Annotated in this window: 17 protein-coding genes; 8 read left to right on the top strand and 9 right to left on the bottom strand. The window is 76.3% G+C overall.

All coding sequences use genetic code 11. From position 1 onward, the window contains the following. Window positions 1–10: 10 nt before the first annotated feature. Entirely contained in the window at window positions 11–2,119 is a 2,109-nt protein-coding gene (locus B9L22_RS04790) for a cytochrome c oxidase assembly protein (protein WP_086149384.1), read from the top strand. 38 nt (window positions 2,120–2,157) lie between these two features. Here B9L22_RS04790 and B9L22_RS04785 read toward each other — a convergent pair whose 3' ends face one another. Next, complete coding sequence (locus B9L22_RS04785; RefSeq protein WP_086149383.1) at window positions 2,158–3,171, bottom strand: type IV toxin-antitoxin system AbiEi family antitoxin domain-containing protein; 1,014 nt, start codon at window positions 3,169–3,171, stop codon at window positions 2,158–2,160. 268 nt (window positions 3,172–3,439) lie between these two features. Here B9L22_RS04785 and B9L22_RS04780 point away from each other — a divergent pair, with 268 nt between their 5' ends. After that, window positions 3,440–5,812, top strand: a complete 2,373-nt coding sequence (locus B9L22_RS04780) for a prolyl oligopeptidase family serine peptidase (RefSeq protein ID WP_369824805.1) — start codon at window positions 3,440–3,442, stop codon at window positions 5,810–5,812. Window positions 5,813–5,893: 81 nt separating this feature from the next. Here B9L22_RS04780 and B9L22_RS04775 read toward each other — a convergent pair whose 3' ends face one another. After that, window positions 5,894–6,100 (bottom strand): hypothetical protein, encoded by a 207-nt coding sequence (locus tag B9L22_RS04775; RefSeq protein ID WP_061267027.1) that lies wholly within the window; start codon window positions 6,098–6,100, stop codon window positions 5,894–5,896. Between the two features lie 130 nt (window positions 6,101–6,230). Continuing rightward, window positions 6,231–6,968, bottom strand: coding sequence for an alpha/beta fold hydrolase (locus B9L22_RS04770; protein ID WP_086149382.1), 738 nt, complete (start codon window positions 6,966–6,968; stop codon window positions 6,231–6,233). Between the two features lie 50 nt (window positions 6,969–7,018). Here B9L22_RS04770 and B9L22_RS04765 point away from each other — a divergent pair, with 50 nt between their 5' ends. After that, window positions 7,019–7,882, top strand: a complete 864-nt coding sequence (locus tag B9L22_RS04765; protein WP_086149381.1) for a YafY family protein — start codon at window positions 7,019–7,021, stop codon at window positions 7,880–7,882. Between the two features lie 7 nt (window positions 7,883–7,889). Here the strand turns inward: B9L22_RS04765 and B9L22_RS04760 are convergent, their stop codons facing one another. Together B9L22_RS04760 and B9L22_RS04755 are read right to left on the bottom strand one after the other, a co-directional pair. After that, window positions 7,890–8,255, bottom strand: a complete 366-nt coding sequence (locus tag B9L22_RS04760; protein WP_086149380.1) for a VOC family protein — start codon at window positions 8,253–8,255, stop codon at window positions 7,890–7,892. Between the two features lie 42 nt (window positions 8,256–8,297). Then, window positions 8,298–8,999: a TetR/AcrR family transcriptional regulator gene (locus B9L22_RS04755; RefSeq protein ID WP_086149379.1), complete on the bottom strand. Its 702-nt coding sequence runs from the start codon at window positions 8,997–8,999 to the stop codon at window positions 8,298–8,300. A 129-nt stretch (window positions 9,000–9,128) separates the two neighbouring features. Between B9L22_RS04755 and B9L22_RS04750 the strand changes: the two genes are divergently transcribed. The 4 genes from B9L22_RS04750 (at window position 9,129) to B9L22_RS04735 (ending at window position 16,153) form a co-directional block, all read left to right on the top strand. After that, a complete protein-coding gene (locus B9L22_RS04750; RefSeq protein ID WP_086149378.1) occupies window positions 9,129–12,161 on the top strand; it encodes an MMPL family transporter in 3,033 nt (1,010 codons plus the stop codon). After that, the gene (locus B9L22_RS04745) at window positions 12,158–14,575 is read left to right on the top strand and encodes a YhgE/Pip domain-containing protein (protein ID WP_086149377.1); all 2,418 of its coding nucleotides are present in this window, start codon (window positions 12,158–12,160) and stop codon (window positions 14,573–14,575) included. Before B9L22_RS04750 ends, B9L22_RS04745 begins: the two co-directional genes overlap by 4 nt. A 106-nt stretch (window positions 14,576–14,681) precedes the next feature. Further along, window positions 14,682–15,770, top strand: coding sequence for a hypothetical protein (locus B9L22_RS04740; RefSeq protein ID WP_086149376.1), 1,089 nt, complete (start codon window positions 14,682–14,684; stop codon window positions 15,768–15,770). 122 nt (window positions 15,771–15,892) lie between these two features. Beyond that, window positions 15,893–16,153: a hypothetical protein gene (locus tag B9L22_RS04735; RefSeq protein WP_228485195.1), complete on the top strand. Its 261-nt coding sequence runs from the start codon at window positions 15,893–15,895 to the stop codon at window positions 16,151–16,153. A 112-nt stretch (window positions 16,154–16,265) separates the two neighbouring features. On the opposite strand, the gene B9L22_RS04730 is transcribed toward B9L22_RS04735, so the two are convergent. From B9L22_RS04730 to B9L22_RS04715, 4 genes are read right to left on the bottom strand one after another with little or no spacing between them, the layout of a single operon-like run. Continuing rightward, entirely contained in the window at window positions 16,266–16,577 is a 312-nt protein-coding gene (locus B9L22_RS04730; RefSeq protein ID WP_086149375.1) for a hypothetical protein, read from the bottom strand. Between the two features lie 31 nt (window positions 16,578–16,608). Further along, entirely contained in the window at window positions 16,609–18,927 is a 2,319-nt protein-coding gene (locus tag B9L22_RS04725) for a cation-translocating P-type ATPase (protein WP_086149374.1), read from the bottom strand. Between the two features lie 46 nt (window positions 18,928–18,973). Continuing rightward, complete coding sequence (locus tag B9L22_RS04720) at window positions 18,974–19,933, bottom strand: heavy metal-binding domain-containing protein (RefSeq protein WP_086149373.1); 960 nt, start codon at window positions 19,931–19,933, stop codon at window positions 18,974–18,976. Then, the gene (locus B9L22_RS04715; RefSeq protein WP_034650939.1) at window positions 19,930–20,112 is read right to left on the bottom strand and encodes a heavy-metal-associated domain-containing protein; all 183 of its coding nucleotides are present in this window, start codon (window positions 20,110–20,112) and stop codon (window positions 19,930–19,932) included. Before B9L22_RS04715 ends, B9L22_RS04720 begins: the two co-directional genes overlap by 4 nt. Window positions 20,113–20,236: 124 nt before the next feature. Here B9L22_RS04715 and B9L22_RS04710 point away from each other — a divergent pair, with 124 nt between their 5' ends. Then, a complete protein-coding gene (locus B9L22_RS04710; protein ID WP_086149372.1) occupies window positions 20,237–21,415 on the top strand; it encodes an FAD-dependent oxidoreductase in 1,179 nt (392 codons plus the stop codon). The last annotated feature ends 19 nt before the right edge of the window (window positions 21,416–21,434 follow it).

Here is a 21,434-nt window from a genome sequence, read left to right as displayed (position 1 = left end):
CCCTGGAGGGGTGACCACCACTGCCCTGCGCCGCGCGCCCTCGGACGCCCGACCCGCGAACCCGTGGTGGCTCGTCGTCGCCGGGCCGTTCGCCGTCGTCGTCGCGGTCGTCGCCGTGCTCGCCGCCGGCGCGTTCTCGGCCGCGTTCACCGTCCCCGCCGGCTTCCCGGACCCGGGCGCCCTGGCGCGCCTCGGCACCCCGGTCGTCACGGTGCTCACCGAGCTCGCCGTCGCGCTGACGCTCGGCTCGCTCGTCCTCGCGGCGTGCGTGCTGCCCGCCGGGACGCCCGTGCGCAAGGCGCTCGGCGTCGCGGGGGCGGCGTCGGCCACGTGGGCGGTGCTCACCGTCCTGCAGGTCGTGCTGCGCTACTCCTCCATCTCGAGCACGCCGGTCACCAACCCGACGTTCGGCGACCAGCTCGGCCTCTTCGTCTCTCAGGTCAGCCTCGGCCGGAACTACCTCGCGATCGTCGTCGTCGCGGCCCTGACGTCCGCCGTCGCGCTCGCCGTGCGCAGCGCGACCGGGGCGATGTGGACCGCGGCCCTCGCCCTCGTCGCCCTCGCGATGCAGGCCAACACCGGCCACGCGGCCGGCGCGGTGAGCCACGAGCTCGCCGTCTCCTCGATGTTCCTGCACCTGGCCGGCGCCGCGCTGTGGGTCGGCGGGCTCGGGACGCTCGCCGTCGTGCGCGTGCGCGGTGGCCTGGGCCGCGCGGACTTCGCGTCGTCCGTCGCGCGGTACTCCGCGATCGCGCTGTGGTGCTACGTCGCCGTCGCCGTCTCGGGCATCGCGAACGCGAGCATCCGGGTCGACTCCCTCGCCGGCCTGACGACGGACTACGGCATCCTCCTGCTCACCAAGCTCGCTCTCCTGCTCGTCCTCGGCGCGGTCGGCTTCGCGCACCGCGAGCTCGTCGTGCGTCGCCTCGCCGGCCCGACGGCGGCCACCCGCCCGGCCGGGGACGGCGCCCCGGCGAGCGGTGCCGGGACGGGCGGGACGTCGTCGTCCACGAGCGCACGGGCCACGGCCGCGGAGGGCACGCGCTGGCTGTTCTGGCGCCTCGTCGCGGTCGAGCTCGCGATCATGGGCGCCGTGTCCGGCGTCGCGGTCGCGCTCGGGTCCACCGCCCCGCCGGTGCCGCAGGAGGAGCCGCTCGACACCTCCGCCGCGTACCAGGTGACGGGGCACGCGCTCCCGCCGGAGCCGACGCTCGCCCGCTGGTTCACCGAGTGGCGCTGGGACCTGCTGCCCGCGTTCGCGTGCGTCGCGGCGATCGTCGTGTACCTGCGCTGGGTGCGCCGCCTCGCGCGGCGCGGCGACTCGTGGTCGGTGGGGCGCACCGTCTCCTGGTGCCTGGGGATCCTCGTCCTGTTCTGGGTCACGTCCGGCGGCCCGGCGATGTACGGCCACGTGCTGTTCAGCGCGCACATGGTCCAGCACATGATCCTCGCGATGGTCGTGCCGATCTTCCTCGTGCTCGCCGCTCCCGTGACGCTCCTGGTGCGCGCGGTGCCGCCGCGCAAGGACGGGTCGCGAGGACCGCGCGAGTGGGTGCTCGCCCTCGTCACGTCGCGCGTGGGCCAGTTCTTCGCGAACCCGATCGTCGCGGCGGTGAACTTCGCCGGCTCGATGATCGTCTTCTACTACACGCCCGCGTTCGAGTACGCGCTCACGACGTACGCCGGCCATCTCGTCATGCTGGTGCACTTCACGCTCGCGGGGTACCTGTTCGCGAACGCGCTCGTCGGGATCGACCCCGGCCCGCACCGCCCGCCCTACCCGCAGCGTCTGCTCCTGCTGTTCGCGACCATGGCGTTCCACGCGTTCTTCGGCGTCGCGCTCACCTCGGGCGAGGAGCTGCTCGTCCCCGAGTGGTTCGGCCTCCTCGGCCGCGAGTGGGGCCCGAGCGCCATCGCCGACCAGCAGCGCGGCGGCGCCGTCGCGTGGGGCATCGGCGAGCTGCCGACCCTCATCCTCGCGATCGTCGTCGCCGTCATGTGGACGCGCTCGGACGAGCGCGAGGCCAAGCGCCGCGACCGCCAGGCCGACCGCGACGGCGACGCCGAGCTCCAGGAGTACAACGACATGCTCGCGGAAATGTCGAAGCGGAACGACTGACCGACGCCTCCGTCCCGCCGAACACGGGGTTGTTGTCGTCATCGGCCTGATAACGACAGCAGGCTCGTGCTCGACGGCGTGGAACCTCGTGCTCGACCGAGATGGTGACGCAGGGCGGTCGTCATGCGACCGGGGCGGCTCGTCCCCGGGACCGCGAGGTCACGGCCCGTGAAGCGCAGCAGCTCCACCCCGCCGTGGGTCACGAGGGCGTTCTGCCGCGTGCGGTCTCGCAGGAGCGCCTCGGGCGTGCTGTGGACGTCCCTGCCGTCCATCTCCGCGATCAGCCACCGCCCTCGCGGCAGCCGCCACCCCAGATCTCCACGACCGATGAACCGGCCGTCGTCGACGACGTCGACCTGGAGGTCGTCCGGCCCGAACCCTGCGTCGACGCACTCCAGGCGCGCGAAGGTCTCGAGCGGTGACTCGGCGCGGGCGTCGGACTCGGCCCACCAGGCGTGGGTGCGCGCCACGCCGCGCCGACCGCGCGCGAGGTCATGGGCGCGCGCCAGGCCGTCGGCGTCGAGCAGGCCGAGGTGCCCCGCGCTGTCCATCGCCGCGACCGCTCGTCGCCGGCCCATCTCGGGAACGGCCTGGGCGAGTGCCCAGGCAGGGCTCGCGACGGCGCGTCCCTCGGCCCGTACGACGGTCAACCCGTCGTCGAACTGGCGCAGGCGGATCCCGTCCCGGGACAGCGCGCCGCGCGCGCCGGGCAACGTCACCTGCGGGACGACGTCGAGACCGACCCCCTGGACGCCGAGCAGGACGAGCGCGCACGGCCCGACGGCGATGGCCTCCGGCCCGTAGGCGAGGAGAGCGAGCCAGGCGGCGCGTCGTCGACGGCGGTCGTGGGCCCGAGGGTCCGACGGCGGCAGCGTCCCGGGTGCCGGCTCGAGCACGCCGCGCGTCGGGCGTCGCCACCTCCCCTGGTCGACGAGCCGTGACCGGCGGTTCGCGTTCACCCCGTACGCGTCGCACTGCGCGGCGGACACCAGGCCGGCCTGGCGCTCGGCGAGGTCGAGGAGCGCGGACGGGACGGCGGTCAGCGGACGCATCGGGCCATCCGACCAGGCGCGGGCGGACAGGGCACCGACGAGCCCGCAGCCTGTGGACGAAGAGTGCGCCACGCTGCCCTGTGGACCGCGGCGCAACCCGTCGGCCCCCACCGGAGCGCCCATACTGCGCCCCCCACGCCGAGAACGACCCTTCCCCGCCTCCACGACGACGTTGTTCCCGTTGTCGGCCTCATGCCGCCAGTAACGTCGTGTCCGGCGGGAGCCCGTTTCCGGGGGAGGGGCGTGATAGGACGTACGGGTGAGCAATCTGGCTGGCACGCCCGGTACACCCGACCCGACCGTGGGACCGTTCCACGATCTCGACCGATATCTCGCGATCCCGCGCGTCGGGGGCCTCGCGCTCTCGCCCGACGGGACGCGCCTCGTCACGACCGTCCAGACGCTCGACCCCCAGCGCACCGGGTACCGGGCGGCGCTGTGGGAGGTCGACCCGGCGGGAGAGGCGCCCGCGCGTCGGCTGACGCGCAGCACGAAGGGCGAGTCGAGCGCGACGTTCACCGGCGCGGGCGACGTGCTGTTCACGTCGGCGCGGCCCGACCCGGACGGTGGCGCCGACGACGACGCGACGTCGGCGCTGTGGCTGCTGCCGGCGTCGGGCGGGGAGGCGCGCGTGGTCGCCACGGCGCCCGCGGGCGTGAGCGGGCCGCTCGCGGCGACGGACGCGCCGGTCGTGTCGGTCGCGGCGTCGGTGCTGCCGAGCGCGCGCGACCTCGCGCACGACGCCGAGCTCCGGTCGGCGCGCAAGGACGCGAAGGTCGCGGCGATCCTGCACAGCGCCTACCCGGTGCGGCAGTGGGACCACGACCGCGGTCCCGACGAGGCGCACCGGTTCGTCGGCGACCTCACGACGCTGGTCGACGCGCCCGCGCAGCCCCTCCCGGCTCCGACCGCCCCGGCCGCCCCGACCGACGCGCCGGCGGCCTCGGGAAGCACCGCGCCGCTCGCCGCCGCGCCGCACGCTGCGGGGGCACAGGGCACCGCCGCTGAGCACGCCGCCGCCGAGCACGACGCGCGGCTGCTCGACCTGCGCGACGTGAGCCGCGGCGTCGGGCACGACGGCACGGCACCGGGGCGCGCGCTGCACGAGCACTCGGCGGACCTGTCCGCCGACGGCACGACGCTCGTCACGACGTGGCAGGTGCCGGGCCCCGGCCCGCAGGTGCGCAGCACGCTCGTCGCGATCGACACGGCGACGGGCGCGCGCCGCACGCTCGTCGACGAGCCGAGCGCCGAGGCGCACTCGCCCCGCATCTCGCCCGACGGCGCGTGGGTCGCGTTCGTGCGCGAGACCATCTCGACGCCGCACCAGGCACCGGAGGAGAGCCTCGCCGTCGTGCCGCTGCACGCGCCGGACGGGCCCGCCGGGACCGCGGAGGGCCACGACGACTCGGCGACGACGCGCGCCGAGAACCACGCGTCGCCGCGCACGCTCGTGCCGCACTGGGACCGCTGGCCGACGTCGCTGCGCTGGCTGCCCGACGGCTCGGGCCTGCTCGTCACCGCGGACGACGACGGCCGCGGCCCGGTCTTCCTCGTCCCCTTCGACCCCGCGGGCAACGGCGCGGCCGAGCACGGCACGGCCGAGCGCGTGACGAGCGACGACGCGACGTTCACGGACGTGCAGGTCGCGCCCGACGGCCGGACGCTCTACGCGCTGCGGACGAGCTACCTGGAACCCGCGCACCCGGTGCGCGTCGACCTCGGGGCGTTCCTCGACTCCGGCGCGCCGGGCGGCCGCACGCCGGTGCCCGCGACGCCGCTGCGCGGCCCGGTCGCGACGCCCGACCTGCCGGGCACGCTCGTCGACGTCGAGACGGCGGCGGGGGACGACGTGCGCGTGCGAGGCTGGCTCGCGCTGCCGCGCGGTGCGTCCGCGGAGGACCCGGCACCGCTGCTGCTGTGGATCCACGGCGGCCCGCTCGGGTCGTGGAACGCGTGGAGCTGGCGCTGGAACCCGTGGCTGATGGTCGCGCAGGGCTACGCGGTGCTGCTGCCGGACCCGGCGCTGTCGACCGGGTACGGGCAGGACTTCGTGCAGCGCGGCTGGGGCGCGTGGGGCAAGGCCCCGTACACGGACCTGCTCGCGATCACGGACGCCGTGGAGGCGCGCCCGGAGATCGACGCGACCCGGACGGCCGCGATGGGCGGGTCCTTCGGCGGGTACATGGCGAACTGGGTCGCGGGCCACACGGACCGCTTCCGCGCGATCGTCACGCACGCGAGCCTGTGGGCGCTCGACCAGTTCGGCCCGACGACCGACCACGCGTACTACTGGGCGCGCGAGATGACGGACGAGATGGCGCTGGAGAACAGCCCGCACCGGTTCGTCCAGGACATCGTGACGCCGATGCTCGTCATCCACGGCGACAAGGACTACCGCGTGCCGATCGGCGAGGGTCTGCGGCTCTGGTACGAGCTGCTCGCGTCGTCCGGGCTGCCCGCCGGCCCGGACGGCGACACGGTGCACCGGTTCCTCTTCTACCCGGACGAGAACCACTGGATCCTCCAGCCGCAGCACGCGAAGGTCTGGTACCAGGTGGTGCTGGCCTTCCTCGCGGAGCACGTGCTGGGGGCCGCCCCGGGCGAGGGCGACGCCGCGCTGCCGACGACGCTCGGCTGACCGGGCCGCCGCCCGCGGGCGGCGGCCCGCAGGGCTCCCACCGACGGTCAGCGTCAGGTGACCGGCGTCAGGCGACCGGCGTCAGGCGACGGTCGACGGGAGCCCTGCGGCCGCCGCGCGCCAGCGCCGCACGAGGCGCCGGTCGGCGGCGCCGCGCGCGGCCGCCCACAGGCAGTGCTGGGTCGTCTCGCGGTGCTCGAGGAGCGCGTCGCGGTCGTTCTCGAGCGCCCAGAGCAGGGCGGTGCGCACCTCGGTGCGCGAGGGGGCGGAGGGCAGGGTGTCGTGCATGGTCCGTCTCGTCGTCCGTCGTTCTGCGGCGGCCGGTCGGCCGTCCACACGAGGAGACGGCAGAAGTCTCCATCTGTGACGCGACTTCGGAGACTTTTTTCCGGAACGTGCACGATGTCTCACCCGGGGGTCAGGAGACGGCGTCGACGATCACGGCCGCGAGGTCCCGGGGGCGCGAGAGCATCGGCCAGTGGCCGGTCGGGAGGTCGACGTAGGTGACGTCCTCGACCTCGCCCAGCTCGGTGTGCAGGGGAGGCCCCGGGTGCGCCATCTCGGCGAGGACGGCGGACGGGATCGACGAGCACACGGCGGTCGCGGGCACCCGCAGGCGGCGCGGGTCCGACACCCGCACCGCCCCCCGCGCGACGGGTCCCGGGGTGGGCACCGCCCGCTCGCGGAACCGCGCCAGCGCGGCCTCGTCCAGCCCGTCGACGCTCGACCCGGCCGCGGCGAGCTCCTCCCACGTCGGGAGCGGGACCTCCGCGGCGTCGGCCGGGAGGTCCGGCGACAGCGCCGCGCCGTCGACGAGCGGGCCCGTGTCGACGTAGACGACGCGCTCGATGCGCGCAGGGTCCCGGTCGAGGGCCTCCTGCACGACCGGCCCGCCGCCGCTGTGCCCCACGAGCACGACGCGGCCGTCGAGCCCGTCGACGAGGCGCGTGACCGCGGCGACGTGGTCCGCGCGCGTGACGTGCGCGCGGTCGGCCGCGGTCGCGCCGGGCTCCAGGCCCGGCAGGGTCACCGGGTGCGGGACCAGGCCGGCGGCCTCGAGGTGGGGGGCGACGTCGTCCCAGGCCCACGCGCCCAGCCAGAAGCCGGGGACGAGGACGACGTGGACGCGCTGCTCGGGCGTTCCGTGGGTGCTCATGCAGCCACCCTCGCAGGGTGTCGGTGACACCTGTCTGTCACCATTCTGGGGTGAACAGGACGGAGCGCCTCTACGCGCTCGCGGAGGAGCTGCGCCGCGCGGGCCGGACGGGCACGACGGGGCCGCGCCTCGCCGCGGCGCTCGAGGTGAGCGAGCGGACGATCAAGCGCGACGTCGCCGCACTCCAGCAGGCCGGGCTCACGATCTGGGCCCAGGCGGGCCCCGGGGGCGGGTACGTGCTCGACCCGAGCGCGTCGCTGCCGCCCGTGAACTTCACGCCCGGCCAGGCCGTCGCCGTGGCCGTCGCGCTCGCGACGCTCCCGCCCGGCAGCCCGTTCGCGGTCGACGCCCTCGCCGCCCGCGGGAAGGTGTGGGACGCGCTCGGCGCGGGCGATCGCGCACGGGCCGAGGCGCTCGCCGCCCGCGTGTGGGTCCGCCACGCCGTGCCGGACCCGGACCTGCCCGACGCCGTCCCGCCCGCGAGCCCGCCCGACGTCGTCCCGCCCGCAGCAGGCCCGCCCGCCGTCCCGCCCGCCGCGGTCCACCCGGGAGAGCCGCACGGTGACACGACCGCGCCGGGCCGGGGCGACGTCGTCGGGCGTGCGCGGACCCACCTCGGGGTGCTGCGCGCGGTCGAGCAGTCGATCGCGGGCGGGCGCGTGCTGGCGATGCGCTACCGGGACGGGCGCGGGGCGACGTCGACGCGTCGCGTCGAGCCCGTGCTGCTCGCGCACACCGACGGCCGCTGGTACCTCGTCGCGTGGTGCCGCACGCGCGAGGCGATCCGCTGGTTCCGGCTCTCGCGCGTCGAGCGGGCGGACCTCACCGCGGAGGCGTACGACCCGCGCCCCGTCGCGGACGTGGGGGAGCCGCCCCCGGGCTCGGCCGCGGTGTACCGCCCCGGCCGCGCGTGACGCGGGGTCAGTCGCCGCGCAGGACGCAGAACTCGTTGCCCTCGACGTCCGCCAGGACGACGAACGTCTCGTGCTCGCCCTGCCCGACGTCGACGCGGCGTGCGCCGAGCTCTTCGAGCCGTGCGACGTCGGCGGCCTGGGTCGACGACGAGAAGTCGAGGTGGAGGCGGTTCTTCACCGTCTTGCCCTCGGGGACGCGCTGGAAGACGAGGCTCGGCGGCCCGAGGATCGTCTCGCCGTCGCGCGGGAAGAGCACGGCCTCGCCGTGCGGGCCGGTCTCGCGGCCCGTCCACCCGAGCGCGGTCTGCCAGAAGTCCGCCACGACGGCGGGGTCGGCGCAGTCGACCACGGCGCCGCTGAAGGTGAGTGTCATGCCGCCAGTGTGACGCGCACCACCCACACCCGGGGAAGCGGGTCAGCCCGCGGCGGGCAGCGGCTCGACGAGCCGGCCGACGAGCGCCGGGAGCCAGTCCGCGCTCTGGGCGCGCTGCACGGCGTCGTCGCCCGCGGGGCTGAGGAACGCGTCGCGCGCGGCGCACGTGTACGCGCTGATGAGCACGCGCGTCGCGGCGGCCGGGTCGATCGCGAACCGCATGCCGACCTCGGTGAGCACGCGGGTGAGGATGCCCGCGAGCTCGGCGCGGAACGACTCCTCCTGGTCCGCGAACCGCGCCGCGACCTGCGGGTCGCGCAGCGCGAGCAGCTCGAGCTCCGCGCTCATGAGGCACCAGCGGCGCTCGTCGCGCGGGTCGGCCATGACGGCCGCGACGATCGCGGCGATCGTGTCGGGCGCGATGACGCCGTCGCGGACCGGGTCGTCGGGCAGGTGCTCGACGGCGGCCTCGAGGTTGCGCATGCGCGTCCGGATCTCGCGCTCCGTGAGGGCGAGGAACAGCGACTCCTTCGACTCGAAGTTCGAGTAGAACGCGCCGCGGGTGAAGCCCGCGGCCTCGCACACCGCCTCGATCGAGGTGCCGTTGATGCCGTGCTCGGCGAAGAGCCCGTAGGCGGCGTCGAGCAGGCGCTCGCGCGTGCGCTCGCGGCGCCGCGAGAGCGGCGCGTCGCTCTCCGCGCGGTCGACTCGGGTCGGGTCGAGGTCCGTCGTCACGCCGGACATGCTCCCACTGTCGGACGGCGCCGCCCGAACCGGGCGGCCTTGCGATGCACGAGTGTATCCGATACGTTCGCGCATCGGATACAGCGGCGTATCCTCGAATCCGTCTGCACTCTCCCCGGGAGGCCGCTCGTGTCCTCAGCGCTGTACTCGCTCGGCCGTTGGGCGGTCGGGGCGCGCCGGCTCGTCCTCGTGGCCTGGATCGGCATCCTCGTGCTGGCCGGAGGGCTCGCCGGGCTCGTCGGCCAGGGCCTCGACGACGAGGTGACCATCCCCGGCACCGAGTCGCAGGCCGCGCTCGACCGTCTCGCCGCCACGTTCCCGCAGGTCAGCGGGGCGTCCGCGCAGGTCGTCGTCGTCGCTCCCGACGGCTCGACCATCGAGGACGACGCCGTCCGCGGCCCCGTGGAGGACGCCGTCACCGCGCTCGGCGACGTCGACGGCGTCGCCGCCGTCACCTCCCCCTACGACGACACCATGCCCGCGTCGGTCAGCGACGACGACGTCGCGACCCTCATGACCGTCCAGCTCGACGAGGGCCAGAGCGAGGTCACCGACGCCACGAAGGACGCGCTCGGCGACGTCGTCGACGACCTCGCCGCGGCCCTGCCCGACGGCGCGCAGGCCGCGCTCGGCGGGCAGCTCTTCAGCACCGAGTTCCCGACCCTCACCGTCACCGAGGCGCTCGGCCTCCTCGTCGCGCTCGTCGTGCTCGTGCTCACGTTCGGCTCGTTCGTCGCCGCCGGTCTGCCGCTCCTCAACGCCGTCGTCGGGGTCGGCGTGAGCATGGGGTTCCTGTTCGCCGCGACCGCCGTCGCGCAGATCAACTCCACGACCCCGATGCTCGCCGTCATGCTCGGCCTCGCCGTCGGCATCGACTACGCGCTGTTCATCGTGTCCCGGCAGCGCGACGAGCTCGCGAGCGGCCTCAGCGTCGAGGAGGCCACGGCGCGGGCCGTCGCCACAGCCGGCTCGGCCGTCATCTTCGCGGGCCTCACCGTCATGATCGCGCTCGTCGGCCTCGGCGTCGCCGGCATCCCGTTCCTCACCGTCATGGGCGTCGCCGCCGCCGTCGGGGTCGGGCTCGCCGTCCTCGTCTCGATCACGCTGCTGCCCGCCATGCTGGGCTTCGCGGGCGAGCGCCTCCGCCCGAAGGCACCGCGCCGTCGAGGGCGTGGGCGACGGCGTGCGGCCGCGGGAGCGGACGGCGGAAGGTCGACCGGGGCGACCGGGGCGACCGGGGCGACCGGGTCGCGCGGGCGACGGACCGACCGAGCGGTGGGGGCGGCCTCGGATGCGACAGGGCGTCAAGCCGCGCTCGTGAACCCCCGCCCGGACGACCCGGGTGACGGCGCGGCAGCCCCGAGCACCGAGGGCGCCCCCGCCGCGGACCCGACCCGAGAAGTCTCCGACCCGACCACGACCGCGCACCGCAACCGCTTCTTCGCGGGGTGGGTGCGCGCCGTCACGCGGATCCCGCTGCTGACCATCGGGCTCGTCGTCGCCGCGATCGTGCTGCTCACGCTGCCGGCGCGCGACCTGCAGCTCGCGCTGCCCGACGCGGGGACGCTGCCCGAGGACAACCAGGCGCGCGTCACGTACGACCTGGTGTCGGAGCACTTCGGCCCGGGCTTCAACGGGCCGCTCATCGTCACGGGCACGATCGTCACGTCGACGGACCCCGTGGGTCTCATGAACGACCTGGGCGACGAGATCGCGGACCTCCCGGGCGTGGCGGACGTGCCGCTCGCGACGCCGAACCTCACGGCGGACACGGGCATCGTGCAGGTCGTCCCGACGGGCGCGCCGGACTCGGAGGAGACGAAGGACCTCGTCACGGAGATCCGCGCGCAGCACGACCACTTCCTCGACGAGTACGGCGTCGACCTCGCGGTCACGGGCTTCACGGCCGTCGGGATCGACGTCTCGGCGAAGCTCGGGGCGGCGCTGCTGCCGTTCGCGTTCGTCGTCGTCGGCCTGTCGCTCGTGCTGCTGACGATGGTGTTCCGGTCGGTCGCGGTGCCGATCAAGGCGACGCTCGGCTACCTGTTCTCGGTCGGCGCGGCGTTCGGCGTCGTGACGCTCGTGTTCGAGCACGGGTTCCTCGCCGACGCGCTGCACGTGACACGGCTCGGGCCGGTCATCTCGTTCATGCCGATCGTCCTCATGGGCGTGCTGTTCGGCCTCGCGATGGACTACGAGGTGTTCCTCGTGGCGCGCATCCGCGAGGACTACGTGCACTCGGGCCAGGCCCGGCGGTCGATCTTCACGGGGTTCCAGGCGTCGGCGAAGGTCGTCACCGCGGCCGCGGTCATCATGTTCGCCGTGTTCGTGGCGTTCGTGCCGGAGGGCGACATGAGCCTCAAACCCATCGCGCTCGGCCTCGCGGTGGGCGTGCTCGTCGACGCGTTCGTCGTGCGCATGACGCTCGTCCCGGCCGTGCTCGCCCTGCTCGGCGACAAGGCGTGGTGGATGCCGCGCTGGCTCGACCGGGTGCTGCCGTCGTTCGACGTCGAGGGCGAGGGGCTGTCGAAGGAGCTCGCGCTCGCGGACTGGCCGGAGCCGGGCAGCACGGACGCGGTCGTCGCGCACGACCTCGTGGTCGCCGGCGCGCGCGGCCCGCTGGCCGAGCCGGTCACGGTCCGGGTGCCCGACGGCGGGTCGCTCGTCGTGCACGGGGAGTCGCCCGCGGCGGTGTCCGGGGTCGTGCTGGCGCTCGCGGGGCGCCTGCGCCCGACGAGCGGGGCGCTCAAGGTCACGGGCCTGGTGCTGCCGGAGCGTGCGCTGACCGTGCGGCGCCGCGTCGCGCTCGTGGACCTCGCGGCGGACGTCGCCGCGCTCCCCGGCGACGCACCGGCGCCCGCGGCGCACCGCGTGCCGGCGGCGGCGAGCGTCGCCGAGGTCCTGCGCGAGCGGCCCCGGCTCCTCGCGGTCGTCGGGACCGACGCCGTCACGTCGCCCGCCGAGCGGACCGCGCTGGCCGAGGTGCTCGCCGAGGCGGCGGGGCGCGGCACGGCGGTGGTGCTCGGCGCGGTCGGCCCGGCACCCACGGACCTCGCCCCGCCCGGGACGCCCGTGCTCGACCTGCACGACCCGCACCACCCCGACCGCACCGTCCCCGCCGCGCCCGTCGTCGGCCCGCGCACCGAGGAGGTGCCCGCATGAGCGTCTTCCCGCCCGAGCCGGTCCCGACCGACCCGACCATCCCGGACGCACCGACCGGCGGGACGCGCCCCCGCCGCGTCGACGCCCGGCGCGCGTGGACCGTGGCCGCCGCCGTCGCGCTGCCCCTCGCCGTCCTCGGCCTGCTCCTGTGGGCGCTGTGGAACCCGCAGGAGCGGCTGGACACGGTCAAGGCCGCGGTCGTGAACCTCGACGAGCCGGTCGAGGTGGACGGCCAGACCGTCCCGCTCGGCCGTCAGCTCACCGCCGGGCTCGTCAGCGGCGGCGCCGCCTCGACCGACACCGGCGCGGTCGCCGTGCAGCCCGACCCGGGGACGACGAACTACGACTGGGTCATCACCGACGCGGACGACGCCGCGGCCGGGCTCGCCGACGGCACGTACGCGGCCGTCGTGACGATCCCGGAGAACTTCTCCGCGGCGGCTACGTCGTTCGGCGGCGACCCGTCGGCCGCGACGCAGGCCACGCTGTCCGTCGAGACGACGCCCGGCGGGCGGGTCGTCGACGAGGCGCTCGCGCGCATCGTCACGACGACCGCGACGTCGGTGCTCGGCACGACGCTCACCGAGAACTACGTGGACGGCGTCCTCACCGGGTTCACGACGCTCCACGACCAGCTCGGCGAGGCGGCCGACGGCGCGGACCAGCTCGCCGACGGCGCCGCCCAGGCGAGCGACGGGGCGACGCAGCTCGCGTCGGGCGCGGGCGAGGTCGCCACCGGGGCGGGCGCGCTCGCGTCCGGCGTCGGGGAGCTCGGTACGGGCGCGGACGGCCTCGCCGCCGGGGTCGGGGAGCTCGGCAGCGGCGCGGACCAGCTCGCGTCGGGCGCGCAGGGCGTCGCGAGCGGCGCCCAGGGCCTCGCCGCGGGGTCGCGGCAGGTGGCGGACGGCGTCGACCAGAGCGCCGCGGGCGCGGGGCAGCTGGCCTCCGGGGCGCAGAGCCTCGCGGGCGGCGTGGGTGCGCTGTCCACCGGGGCGTCGGACCTCGCGAGCGGGCTCGGCGCGCTCGACGCCTCGATCGCGGACGTGCGGCTGCCCGACGGCACGTCGACGGGCCGGTCGCTCCCCGAGACCGCGACCGCGCTCGCGACGGGCTCGCGCGACGTGGCGGGCGGCCTCGCCCAGGTCGTCGCCGGTCTCGAGCAGCAGAAGGTCGCCGCCGGGTGCGCGCAGGACCCGGCGAGCCCGACGTGCCAGGCGCTCGACCAGCAGCTCGCCGCGCTGCGCCCGCTCGCCGCGGGCGCGGCGGGCGTCGCCGCGGGGAACGAGGCCCTGGCGGGCTCGCCGTCGGGCCAGGGTGGCGCCCCGACCGGTCTGTACGCGCTCGCGGCGGGCGTCGACCGGCTCGCTACGGGCGCCGACGACCTGGCCGCGGGCGCGGCGCAGGCGTCGACCGGGGCCGCCGGAGTGGCCCAGGGCGCGGCCGCGCTCTCCGCCGGGCTCGGGCAGCTCGCGCCCGGGGCGGGCCAGGTCGCGGACGGCGCGGCGCAGCTCTCCGGCGGCGCGGGCCAGCTGTCCACCGGGGCCGACGGCCTGGCCGCCGGCGTCGGGGCACTCGGCAGCGGCGCGGACCGGCTCGCCGACGGCGTCGGCGCCCTCGGGACCGGCGCGGACCAGCTCGCGACCGGCACCCAGGAGCTGGCGACGGGCGCGGGCGACCTCGCGGGCGGCGTCGGGCAGCTCGCGGGCGGCACGTCCGACCTCGCCGACGGTCTGGGCGAGGCGACCGGGCAGATCCCCTCGTACACCGACGCGGAGCGCGAGAACCTCGCGAGCGTCGTGGCCGACCCCGTGGCCGCGCCCGGCGTCGACGACCTCGGGACCGGCTCGACCGGCCCGCTGTTCGCGGTGCTCGCGCTGTGGCTGGGCGCGCTCGCGATCTTCGTCGCGTTCCCGCCGGTCCCGGCACGGCTCCTCGGGTCGACGCGCGGCCCCGGCCGGCTCGCGCTCGCGGCGCTCGCGCTCCCGGCCGGGATCGCCGCGGCGACCGGTCTCGTGGTCGGCGGCGTCCTCGCCGCGGTCGAGGGGGCGAGCGTGGGCGGCTGGATCGGTCTGCTCGCGGCCGGGGCGCTCGCGTCGGTCGTGTTCGTCGCGCTCAACCAGGCGCTCGCCGCGCTCCTCGGGAACGTGGGGCGCGCGATCGGCCTGCTCGTCGCGGTGCTGCTCGTCGCGACCGGCATCGTCGCGACCGTCCCGGTCGCGCTCACGAGCCTGCGGGACGTCCTGCCGGTGGGCTCGGCGCTCCGCCTGCTCACGTCGATCGTCGACCCCGGCGCGGCCGGGGGAGCGGGCGACGCCGTGGCCCTGGTCCTGTGGGGCCTCGTGTCCGTCGCGGTGACGACGCTCGTCGTCGCGCGCCGCCGGTCCGTCCGGGTGGAGCAGCTCCTGCGCGCCTGACGCGGGTGCGGCGCGCCGCGGTGCGCGTGTGGGCGGCTGCCGCCAGACTCGCTCGGCAGGACGCGGGCGGCGGGAGCCGTCCGCCGGGCGAGGGGACGGTGCACCGATGGACCAGCAGAAGGCACGGGAGATCAAGTCGCAGCTCGCGGACTACGCGCGCGAGCTCGCCGAGCGGTCGGGCCTGCCGGGCCGGTCGGACACGGCGATCGAGGCGCGCGACGTGCCCGACGCCGCGGAGGCCGTGCGCGCCCCCACGCTCGCGATCGGGCTCGCCCCGCACGACGACGGCGGGTACGCGATCGCGGTCCGGTACCGCCTCGGGGTGCCCACCGCGCGCAGCATCGCGCGCAAGGTCGCCTCGGAGGCGGGCGACACGGTGGACGTGCGGCGCACGGGCCGCATCCGTCCGCTCACCGCCGCGCCGGGCGCCGGGCGTGCCCGTAACGACGGCCCGGGCGTGCGCCCGCCCGTCGTCACCGCGTACGCGACCGGCGAGACCGGCCGTGTCCGGCCGCTGCGGCCCGGGGTCTCCGTCGCGCACGTCGACGTCACCGCGGGGACGCTCGGGGCGTTCGTGCGCGTCGCGCCGCCCGCCGTCGACGGCGCCGACGAGGCCTCGGTCTACGCGCTGTCCAACTGGCACGTGCTCGTCGGCTCGCCGGCCGCGCGGGTGGGGGACGTCGTCGTGCAGCCCGGCCCGGCCGACGGCGGTCGCGCGCCCGACGACCGCGTGGGGACCCTCGCCGGGCTGGTCCCCCTGGAGGCGGGGGGCACGCAGACCGTGGACGCCGCGGTCGCGCTGCTCGACGACCCGGAGGTCGACCCGGAGTACCCGGTCGGCCGGATCACGACGGCGGCGGTCGCGCTGGGCGGCGAGGTCGTGGGCAAGTCGGGCCGGACCACGGGCGTCACCGCGGGCCGGGTCACGGCGATCGAGCTCGACGACGTCGTCGTCGGGTACGGCGACGGGCTCGGCGCGCTGCGCTTCGACGACCAGATCGAGGTCGAGTCCACGGGAGACGGGCCCTTCTCGCGCGGCGGCGACTCCGGGTCGCTCGTGTACCGCGAGGACGGCGTGGCGCTGGGGCTGCTGTTCGCGGGGTCGGAGACCGGCGGCGCGAACGGCACCGGGCTCACGTACTGCAACCCGATCGGGACCGTGCTCGATCGGCTGGGCGCGACGCTGCTCGGCTGAGCCGGCGCGACGCTGCCCGGGCCGTCCGGACGGGTCTGCTCGCCCGACCCCTCGGGGGCGGGACGCTCGGCCCTGCCTTCCGGCCGCCGTCGGGCGCACAATGGGTGCGGGAGGTGGTTGCCGTGGCGACCCTCGAACGAGCCCGGGAGGCCAAGGCCGCGCTGCGCGACGAGCTCGCGGGCCTCGACGGCGTGACCGGCGTCGGCATCGCGCGCGCCGACCTGACTGGCGCCCCGGTGCGCGGGGCCGGGACGTCCGGCGTCGGCGACGACTGGCTGCTGCGCGTGAACGTGACGTCCGACGACGTCGCGGTCCCCGAGACCGTGGACGGCGTCGACGTGGAGGTGCGCGTCGTCGGCGACGTGACGGCGTCGCGCGCCTGAGCCTCCGTCCCACCGCCCGTCCGTCGCACGACGCGTGCCCGGCACCGCACCGGGAGGGTGCGGCACCGGGCACGAGGGTGCCGGGACGACGCGCGGCCGGTGATCCGTGCGGTCAGGCGGCGCGCGCGTACCGGGCCGGGTCGGCGTCGAACAGCGGGCCGCACGACGAGCAGCACAGCCAGTAGCGCACGCCCTCGTGGTCGCGCACGAGCCCGGCCGCCTCGGCGTGGGCCTTCGCGACCATGCTCCCGCGCATCACGGGGCACTCGGCGAGGTCGTCGTCCGCCGTCTCACCCCTCGCAGGCGCGACCCCCGCGGCGGTCGCGGGCGCGTGGTGGTGCGCCGTGTCGTGCGCACCGTGGTGCCCGCCGTCGTGCGGGTGGTCGTCGTGGCCGGGATGCGTGTCGTCGTGGTGCTGGCACATGCGGGGTCCTCCTGGAGGGTCGGGGTCGGGGTCAGACGCCGGCGAGCCGGGCCGTCGGCGCGGTCGGGGCGGGCGTGCCGGGCTGCGTGCCGGTCGCGCGGCTGGAGAACGAGCGCAGCCGCAGGCTGTTGCCCACCACGAAGACGCTCGAGAACGCCATCGCGGCACCGGCGAGCATGGGGTTGAGCAGGCCGAGCGCGGCGAGCGGGATCGCGGCGACGTTGTAGGCGAAGGCCCAGAAGAGGTTCACCTTGATCGTCCCGAGCGTCCGGCGCGCGAGCCGGATCGCGTCGGCCGCGGAGCGGAGGTCGCCCCGCACGAGCGTGATGTCGGCGGCCTCGATCGCGACGTCCGTGCCTGTCCCCATGGCGAGGCCCAGGTCCGCCTGGGCGAGCGCGGCGGCGTCGTTCACGCCGTCGCCGACCATCGCGACGACCTTGCCCTCGCCCTGGAGCCGGCTGACGACGTCGACCTTGTCGCGCGGCATGACCTCCGCGATCACCTCGTCGATGCCGACCTCGGCCGCGATCCGTCGGGCGACGGTCGCGTTGTCCCCGGTGAGGAGCACCGGGGTGAGGCCGAGGGCGCGGAGCTGGCGGATCGCCTCGGCGCTCGTGGGCTTGACCGCGTCGGCCACCACGAGGATGCCGCGGGCCTGCCCGTCCCAGCCGACGACGACGGCCGTGCCGCCCTGCTCCTCGGCGCGCGCCTTGGCGTCGGCGAGCTCGCGCGGGAGGTGCTGCGCCCACTCGGCGAGGAGCGACTCGCGGCCGACGAGGACGGCGTGCCCGTCCACGACGCCCTGCACGCCCTTGCCCTCGACGTTGGTGAACTCCGTGGGCACGGGCAGCGGGCCGACCTCCTGGACCGCGCCGCGGGCGATCGCCCGGGCGACGGGGTGCTCGGAGGCGTCCTCGAGCGCGCCCGCGAGGCGCAGGAGCTCCGCGCGGTCGGTGCCCGTCCCGGTGACGACGTCGGTGAGCGTCATGACGCCCGTCGTCACGGTGCCCGTCTTGTCGAGCACGACGGTGTCCACGGAACGCGTGGACTCCAGGACCTCCGGCCCCTTGATGAGGACGCCCATCTGCGCGCCGCGCCCCGTCCCGACGAGCAGCGCCGTCGGGGTGGCGAGGCCCAGGGCGCACGGGCACGCGATGATGAGGACCGCGACGGCGGCCGTGAACGCCGCCGAGGCCGGGGCGCCCGCCCCGAGCCACGCGCCCAGCGCGCCGACGGCGATCGCGATGGCGATGGGGACGAAGATCGCGGAGACCCGGTCGGCGAGGCGCTGGACCTGCGCCTTGCCGGACTGCGCGTCCTCGACGAGGCGCGCCATCTGCGCGAGCTGGGTGTCGCCGCCGACGCGCGTCGCGCGGACGACGAGCCGCCCCCCGGCGTTGACGGTCGCCCCGGTGACGGCGTCGCCCTCCCCGACCTCGACGGGCACGGACTCGCCCGTGAGCATCGAGGCGTCGACGGCGGACGTGCCGGCCACGACCGTGCCGTCCGTCGCGATCTTCTCGCCCGGGCGCACGACGAACTCGTCGCCCACGGCGAGGTCGGTGATCGGGATGCGGGTCTCCGCGCCGTCGCGCAGCACCGCGACGTCCTTCGCGCCGAGCTCGAGCAGGGCGCGCAGCGCGGCGCCCGCCTGCCGCTTGGACCGCTTCTCGAAGTAGCGGCCCGCGAGGATGAACGTCGTGACGCCCGCGGCGACCTCGAGGTAGATGTTCGCCGCGCCGTCGGTCCGGGCGACCGAGAGCGTGAACGGGTGCGTCATGCCCGGCTCCCCGGCCGTGCCGAGGAAGAGCGCGTACAGCGACCAGAGGAACGCGGCGCTGGTCCCGACGGAGATCAGGGTGTCCATGGTGGCCGCGCCGTGGCGCAGGTTGGTCCACGCGGCGCGGTGGAACGGCCACGCCGCCCACACCACGACGGGCGCGGTGAGCACGAGGCTCGCCCACTGCCAGTACGTGAACTGGAGCGCGGGGATCATCGCCATGGCGATGACCGGCACCGACAGCACGACGGCGCCGATCAGCCGGTGCCGCAGCGCGGTGAGCTCGGGGTCGTCCGCGTCCGTGCCCGCGTCCTCCTTGGCGGCGGGGGCCTCGGCGCGCGGGACCTGCGCCGTGTAGCCCGTCTTCTCGACCTCCGCGATGAGCGTGGCCGTGTCGACGCCGTCCGGGACGGTGACCCTCGCCTTCTCCGTCGCGTAGTTCACGGTCGCGGTGACGCCGTCGAGCCGGTTGAGCTTCTTCTCGATCCGCATGGCGCACGAGGCGCAGGTCATCCCCCCGATCTCGAGCTCGACGAACGTCCCCGGCGACGGGGCGGCCGATGCCGTCATGAGGTTCTCCTTCCGGCCGGGCAGCGGGCTGCCCGGTGCAGGGTGGTCAGTGGTCGTCGTGCGCGGCGGGGTCGTCGTCGGCCGGGGCGTCGGCCGGGGTCGACGTGGCGCCGGTGGCCTCGACGGTGAAGGCCGCGGTGCGCACCTGGCCCTCGACCTGGAAGTCGAGGTACAGGAGGTACCGGCCCGCGGTGGGTGCCTCGACGGCGAACGCCACGGTCGGGCCCGAGACCTCGCCGGGCGCGGCCTCCGCGCCCTCGGGGTGGGCGTGCAGGTAGGCGAGGTCGCCGTCGCGGAGCGCGACGAGGTGGCCGAACGCGCCGAGGTACGGCTCGAGCGTCGTGACCGGCTCGCCGTCCCGCGTGACCTCGAGCGTCAGGCGCGAGGCCGTGCCGACCTGGAGGCTCCCGTCGAGCGTGACGTCGTACCCGTCGACGGACGCCGTGGTCGTGGGGGCTCCCGCCCGGACGGGCACGACGTCGCCCGCGACCTCGACGGTGCGGCTCAGGGTGATCGGGTCGCCGCCGGCGGGGACGGCGTCGGCGTACACGCGGTAGGTGCCCGCGGCGTCCCACGTCCAGGGCACCGACCAGCGGCCGGCGTCGTCCAGCTCGGGGTGGGCGTGGCGGTAGTGCGCCCCGTCGGAGCGCACGACGACGAGGTGCAGGCGCTGCTCGTGCGCGACGGCGAAGTCGGTCACCGGCGCGCCCGTCGGGTCGGTCAGGGTGAAGGCGAGCTCGCCGGGCGTGCCCGGCGACTGCGGCGCCTCGATCTCGCCGAGCGTGTAGCCGCCCTGCTCCAAGGACAGTCCGCCGACCATGTCCGCTCCTCTCGTGGTCTCCTGCGAGGGGTCGTCGCTCGTGGCGACGTGCTGCTCCGGCGCGTGCGCGGCGGGCGGCTCCGACAGCGCCCCCTCGGGGACGACGGCGCCCGCGACCGCGGCCGAGGCCACGAACACGACCCCGAGCCCGGCGACGTAGAGCGCGATCCGGGCGGGGGCTCTCATCGCGTCCGCTCCGCCGTGTAGCCGGCCTCGTCGACGGCGGCGAGGACCGCGGCGTCGTCGAGGGGCTGGTCGGCCGTGACGACCAGCCGACCGGTGGTCGCGCTCACGTCGATCGCGGTGACGCCGGGCACCTGCCCGACCTCCTCGCGCACCGACATCTCGCAGTGGCCGCACGTCATCCCGGTCACCTGGTACTCGATCTCGACGATGCTCACGACGCTCCTCCTCGGTGCTGATACCCCCGTGGGGTATGGCTAGGATGGCGAATATACCCACAGGGGGTATGGAGGTCAAGGAGGAGAGATGGGCGACGTGGACAGGCCGGACGTGGTGGTGGTCGGCGGCGGAGCAGCCGGGCTCGCAGCCGTGACGACGCTGCTCGGCGAGGGGTTCGACGGTCGCGTCGCCCTCGTGCACGGCGAGGAGGGGGAGCCGTACCTGCGCACCCTCGTCGACAAGGCGATCCTCCAGGGTCTGCTCACCGCGGAGCAGGCCGCCCTGCCGGTGCCGCCCGACGTCGAGCTCGTGCGGGCGCGCGCGACCGGGCTGGGCCCCGCGCGGCGGGCCGTCGTCCTCGCGGACGGGCGCGAGCTCACCGCCGCCGCCGTCGTCCTCGCGACCGGGGCGGTGCCTCGCCCCGGTCCGGCCGTGGACCGCGTCCCGGCGCTCGCGGGCGCCGACGGCGGGGAGTCCCGCGTGGTGCACCTGCACACCGCGCGGGACGCCGAGCGGATGCGTGCCCTGCTCGGCCCCGATCCCGCGCGCCGCACGGTCACCGTGCTCGGCGCCGGGTTCGTCGGTTCCGAGACCGCCGCCTGGCTCGCCGAGGTCGGCGCGACCGTCCACCTCGTCGCCCGCTCCCGGCTCCCGCTCGCGGGGGCGCTCGGGACCGCGGTCGCGCGCGCCGCCGCCCTGCGCCACGAGGAGCACCTCGACGCCCATCTCGGCCGCCGGGTCGAGGCGGTGATCGAGCACCCGGGCGGCGTCACGGTGCGCCTCGCGGGCGGGACGGTCCTGGAGTCCGACCTCGCGGTCGTCGCGCACGGCACCGCGCCCGCCGCACCCGGCACCGGCGGCGGCGTCGACGTCGACGACCGCCTCGCCGTCCCCGGCGCGCCCGGCCTGTTCGCGGCCGGGGCGGTCGCCGTCCACCGGGACCGGCGCGGACGACGGTTCCGGACCGACCACTGGGACGCCGCCGTCGCGCAGGGCGCCCACGCGGCACGCGCCGTCCTGCGCCGTCTCGTCGGCGGCCCGGACCCCGGCCCGTACGTGCCCGACGCCGGGTTCACCCTCGTGCTGCACGGCGCCCAGGTCGCCGGGTTCGGCGTCGCCGTGCCCGGCGCCACCCCGGAGCACCGCACGCTCGACGGCGGCGGGCTGCTCACCGAGCTGCGCGTCGGGGGCGACCTGGTCGCCGTGGTCGGCCTCGGCGCGACGCGGGAGCTCCACGCGCTGCGCCGAGACCTGCGCCGCCCCTGAGGCGTCGTCGGTCCACAGC

Origin of the sequence: Cellulosimicrobium sp. KWT-B, assembly GCF_002127155.1 — a bacterium.
Lineage (GTDB): Bacteria > Actinomycetota > Actinomycetes > Actinomycetales > Cellulomonadaceae > Cellulosimicrobium > Cellulosimicrobium funkei.
Note: the sequence above shows the minus strand (reverse complement) of the source record. Positions and strands in the feature narration are given on the sequence as shown.

Bases quoted from the DNA above. Each gene is read 5' to 3' on its own strand.
- B9L22_RS04730 (WP_086149375.1), bottom strand. From the start codon at position 16,577: ATGTGCCAGCACCACGACGACACGCATCCCGGCCACGACGACCACCCG.
- B9L22_RS04770 (WP_086149382.1), bottom strand. From the start codon at position 6,968: ATGAGCACCCACGGAACGCCCGAGCAGCGCGTCCACGTCGTCCTCGTC.
- B9L22_RS04745 (WP_086149377.1), top strand. From the start codon at position 12,158: ATGAGCGTCTTCCCGCCCGAGCCGGTCCCGACCGACCCGACCATCCCG.
- B9L22_RS04725 (WP_086149374.1), bottom strand. From the start codon at position 18,927: ATGACGGCATCGGCCGCCCCGTCGCCGGGGACGTTCGTCGAGCTCGAG.
- B9L22_RS04720 (WP_086149373.1), bottom strand. From the start codon at position 19,933: ATGAGAGCCCCCGCCCGGATCGCGCTCTACGTCGCCGGGCTCGGGGTC.
- B9L22_RS04710 (WP_086149372.1), top strand. From the start codon at position 20,237: ATGGGCGACGTGGACAGGCCGGACGTGGTGGTGGTCGGCGGCGGAGCA.
- B9L22_RS04785 (WP_086149383.1), bottom strand. From the start codon at position 3,171: ATGCGTCCGCTGACCGCCGTCCCGTCCGCGCTCCTCGACCTCGCCGAG.
- B9L22_RS04740 (WP_086149376.1), top strand. From the start codon at position 14,682: ATGGACCAGCAGAAGGCACGGGAGATCAAGTCGCAGCTCGCGGACTAC.
- B9L22_RS04715 (WP_034650939.1), bottom strand. From the start codon at position 20,112: ATGACGTGCGGCCACTGCGAGATGTCGGTGCGCGAGGAGGTCGGGCAG.
- B9L22_RS04755 (WP_086149379.1), bottom strand. From the start codon at position 8,999: ATGTCCGGCGTGACGACGGACCTCGACCCGACCCGAGTCGACCGCGCG.
- B9L22_RS04775 (WP_061267027.1), bottom strand. From the start codon at position 6,100: ATGCACGACACCCTGCCCTCCGCCCCCTCGCGCACCGAGGTGCGCACC.
- B9L22_RS04760 (WP_086149380.1), bottom strand. From the start codon at position 8,255: ATGACACTCACCTTCAGCGGCGCCGTGGTCGACTGCGCCGACCCCGCC.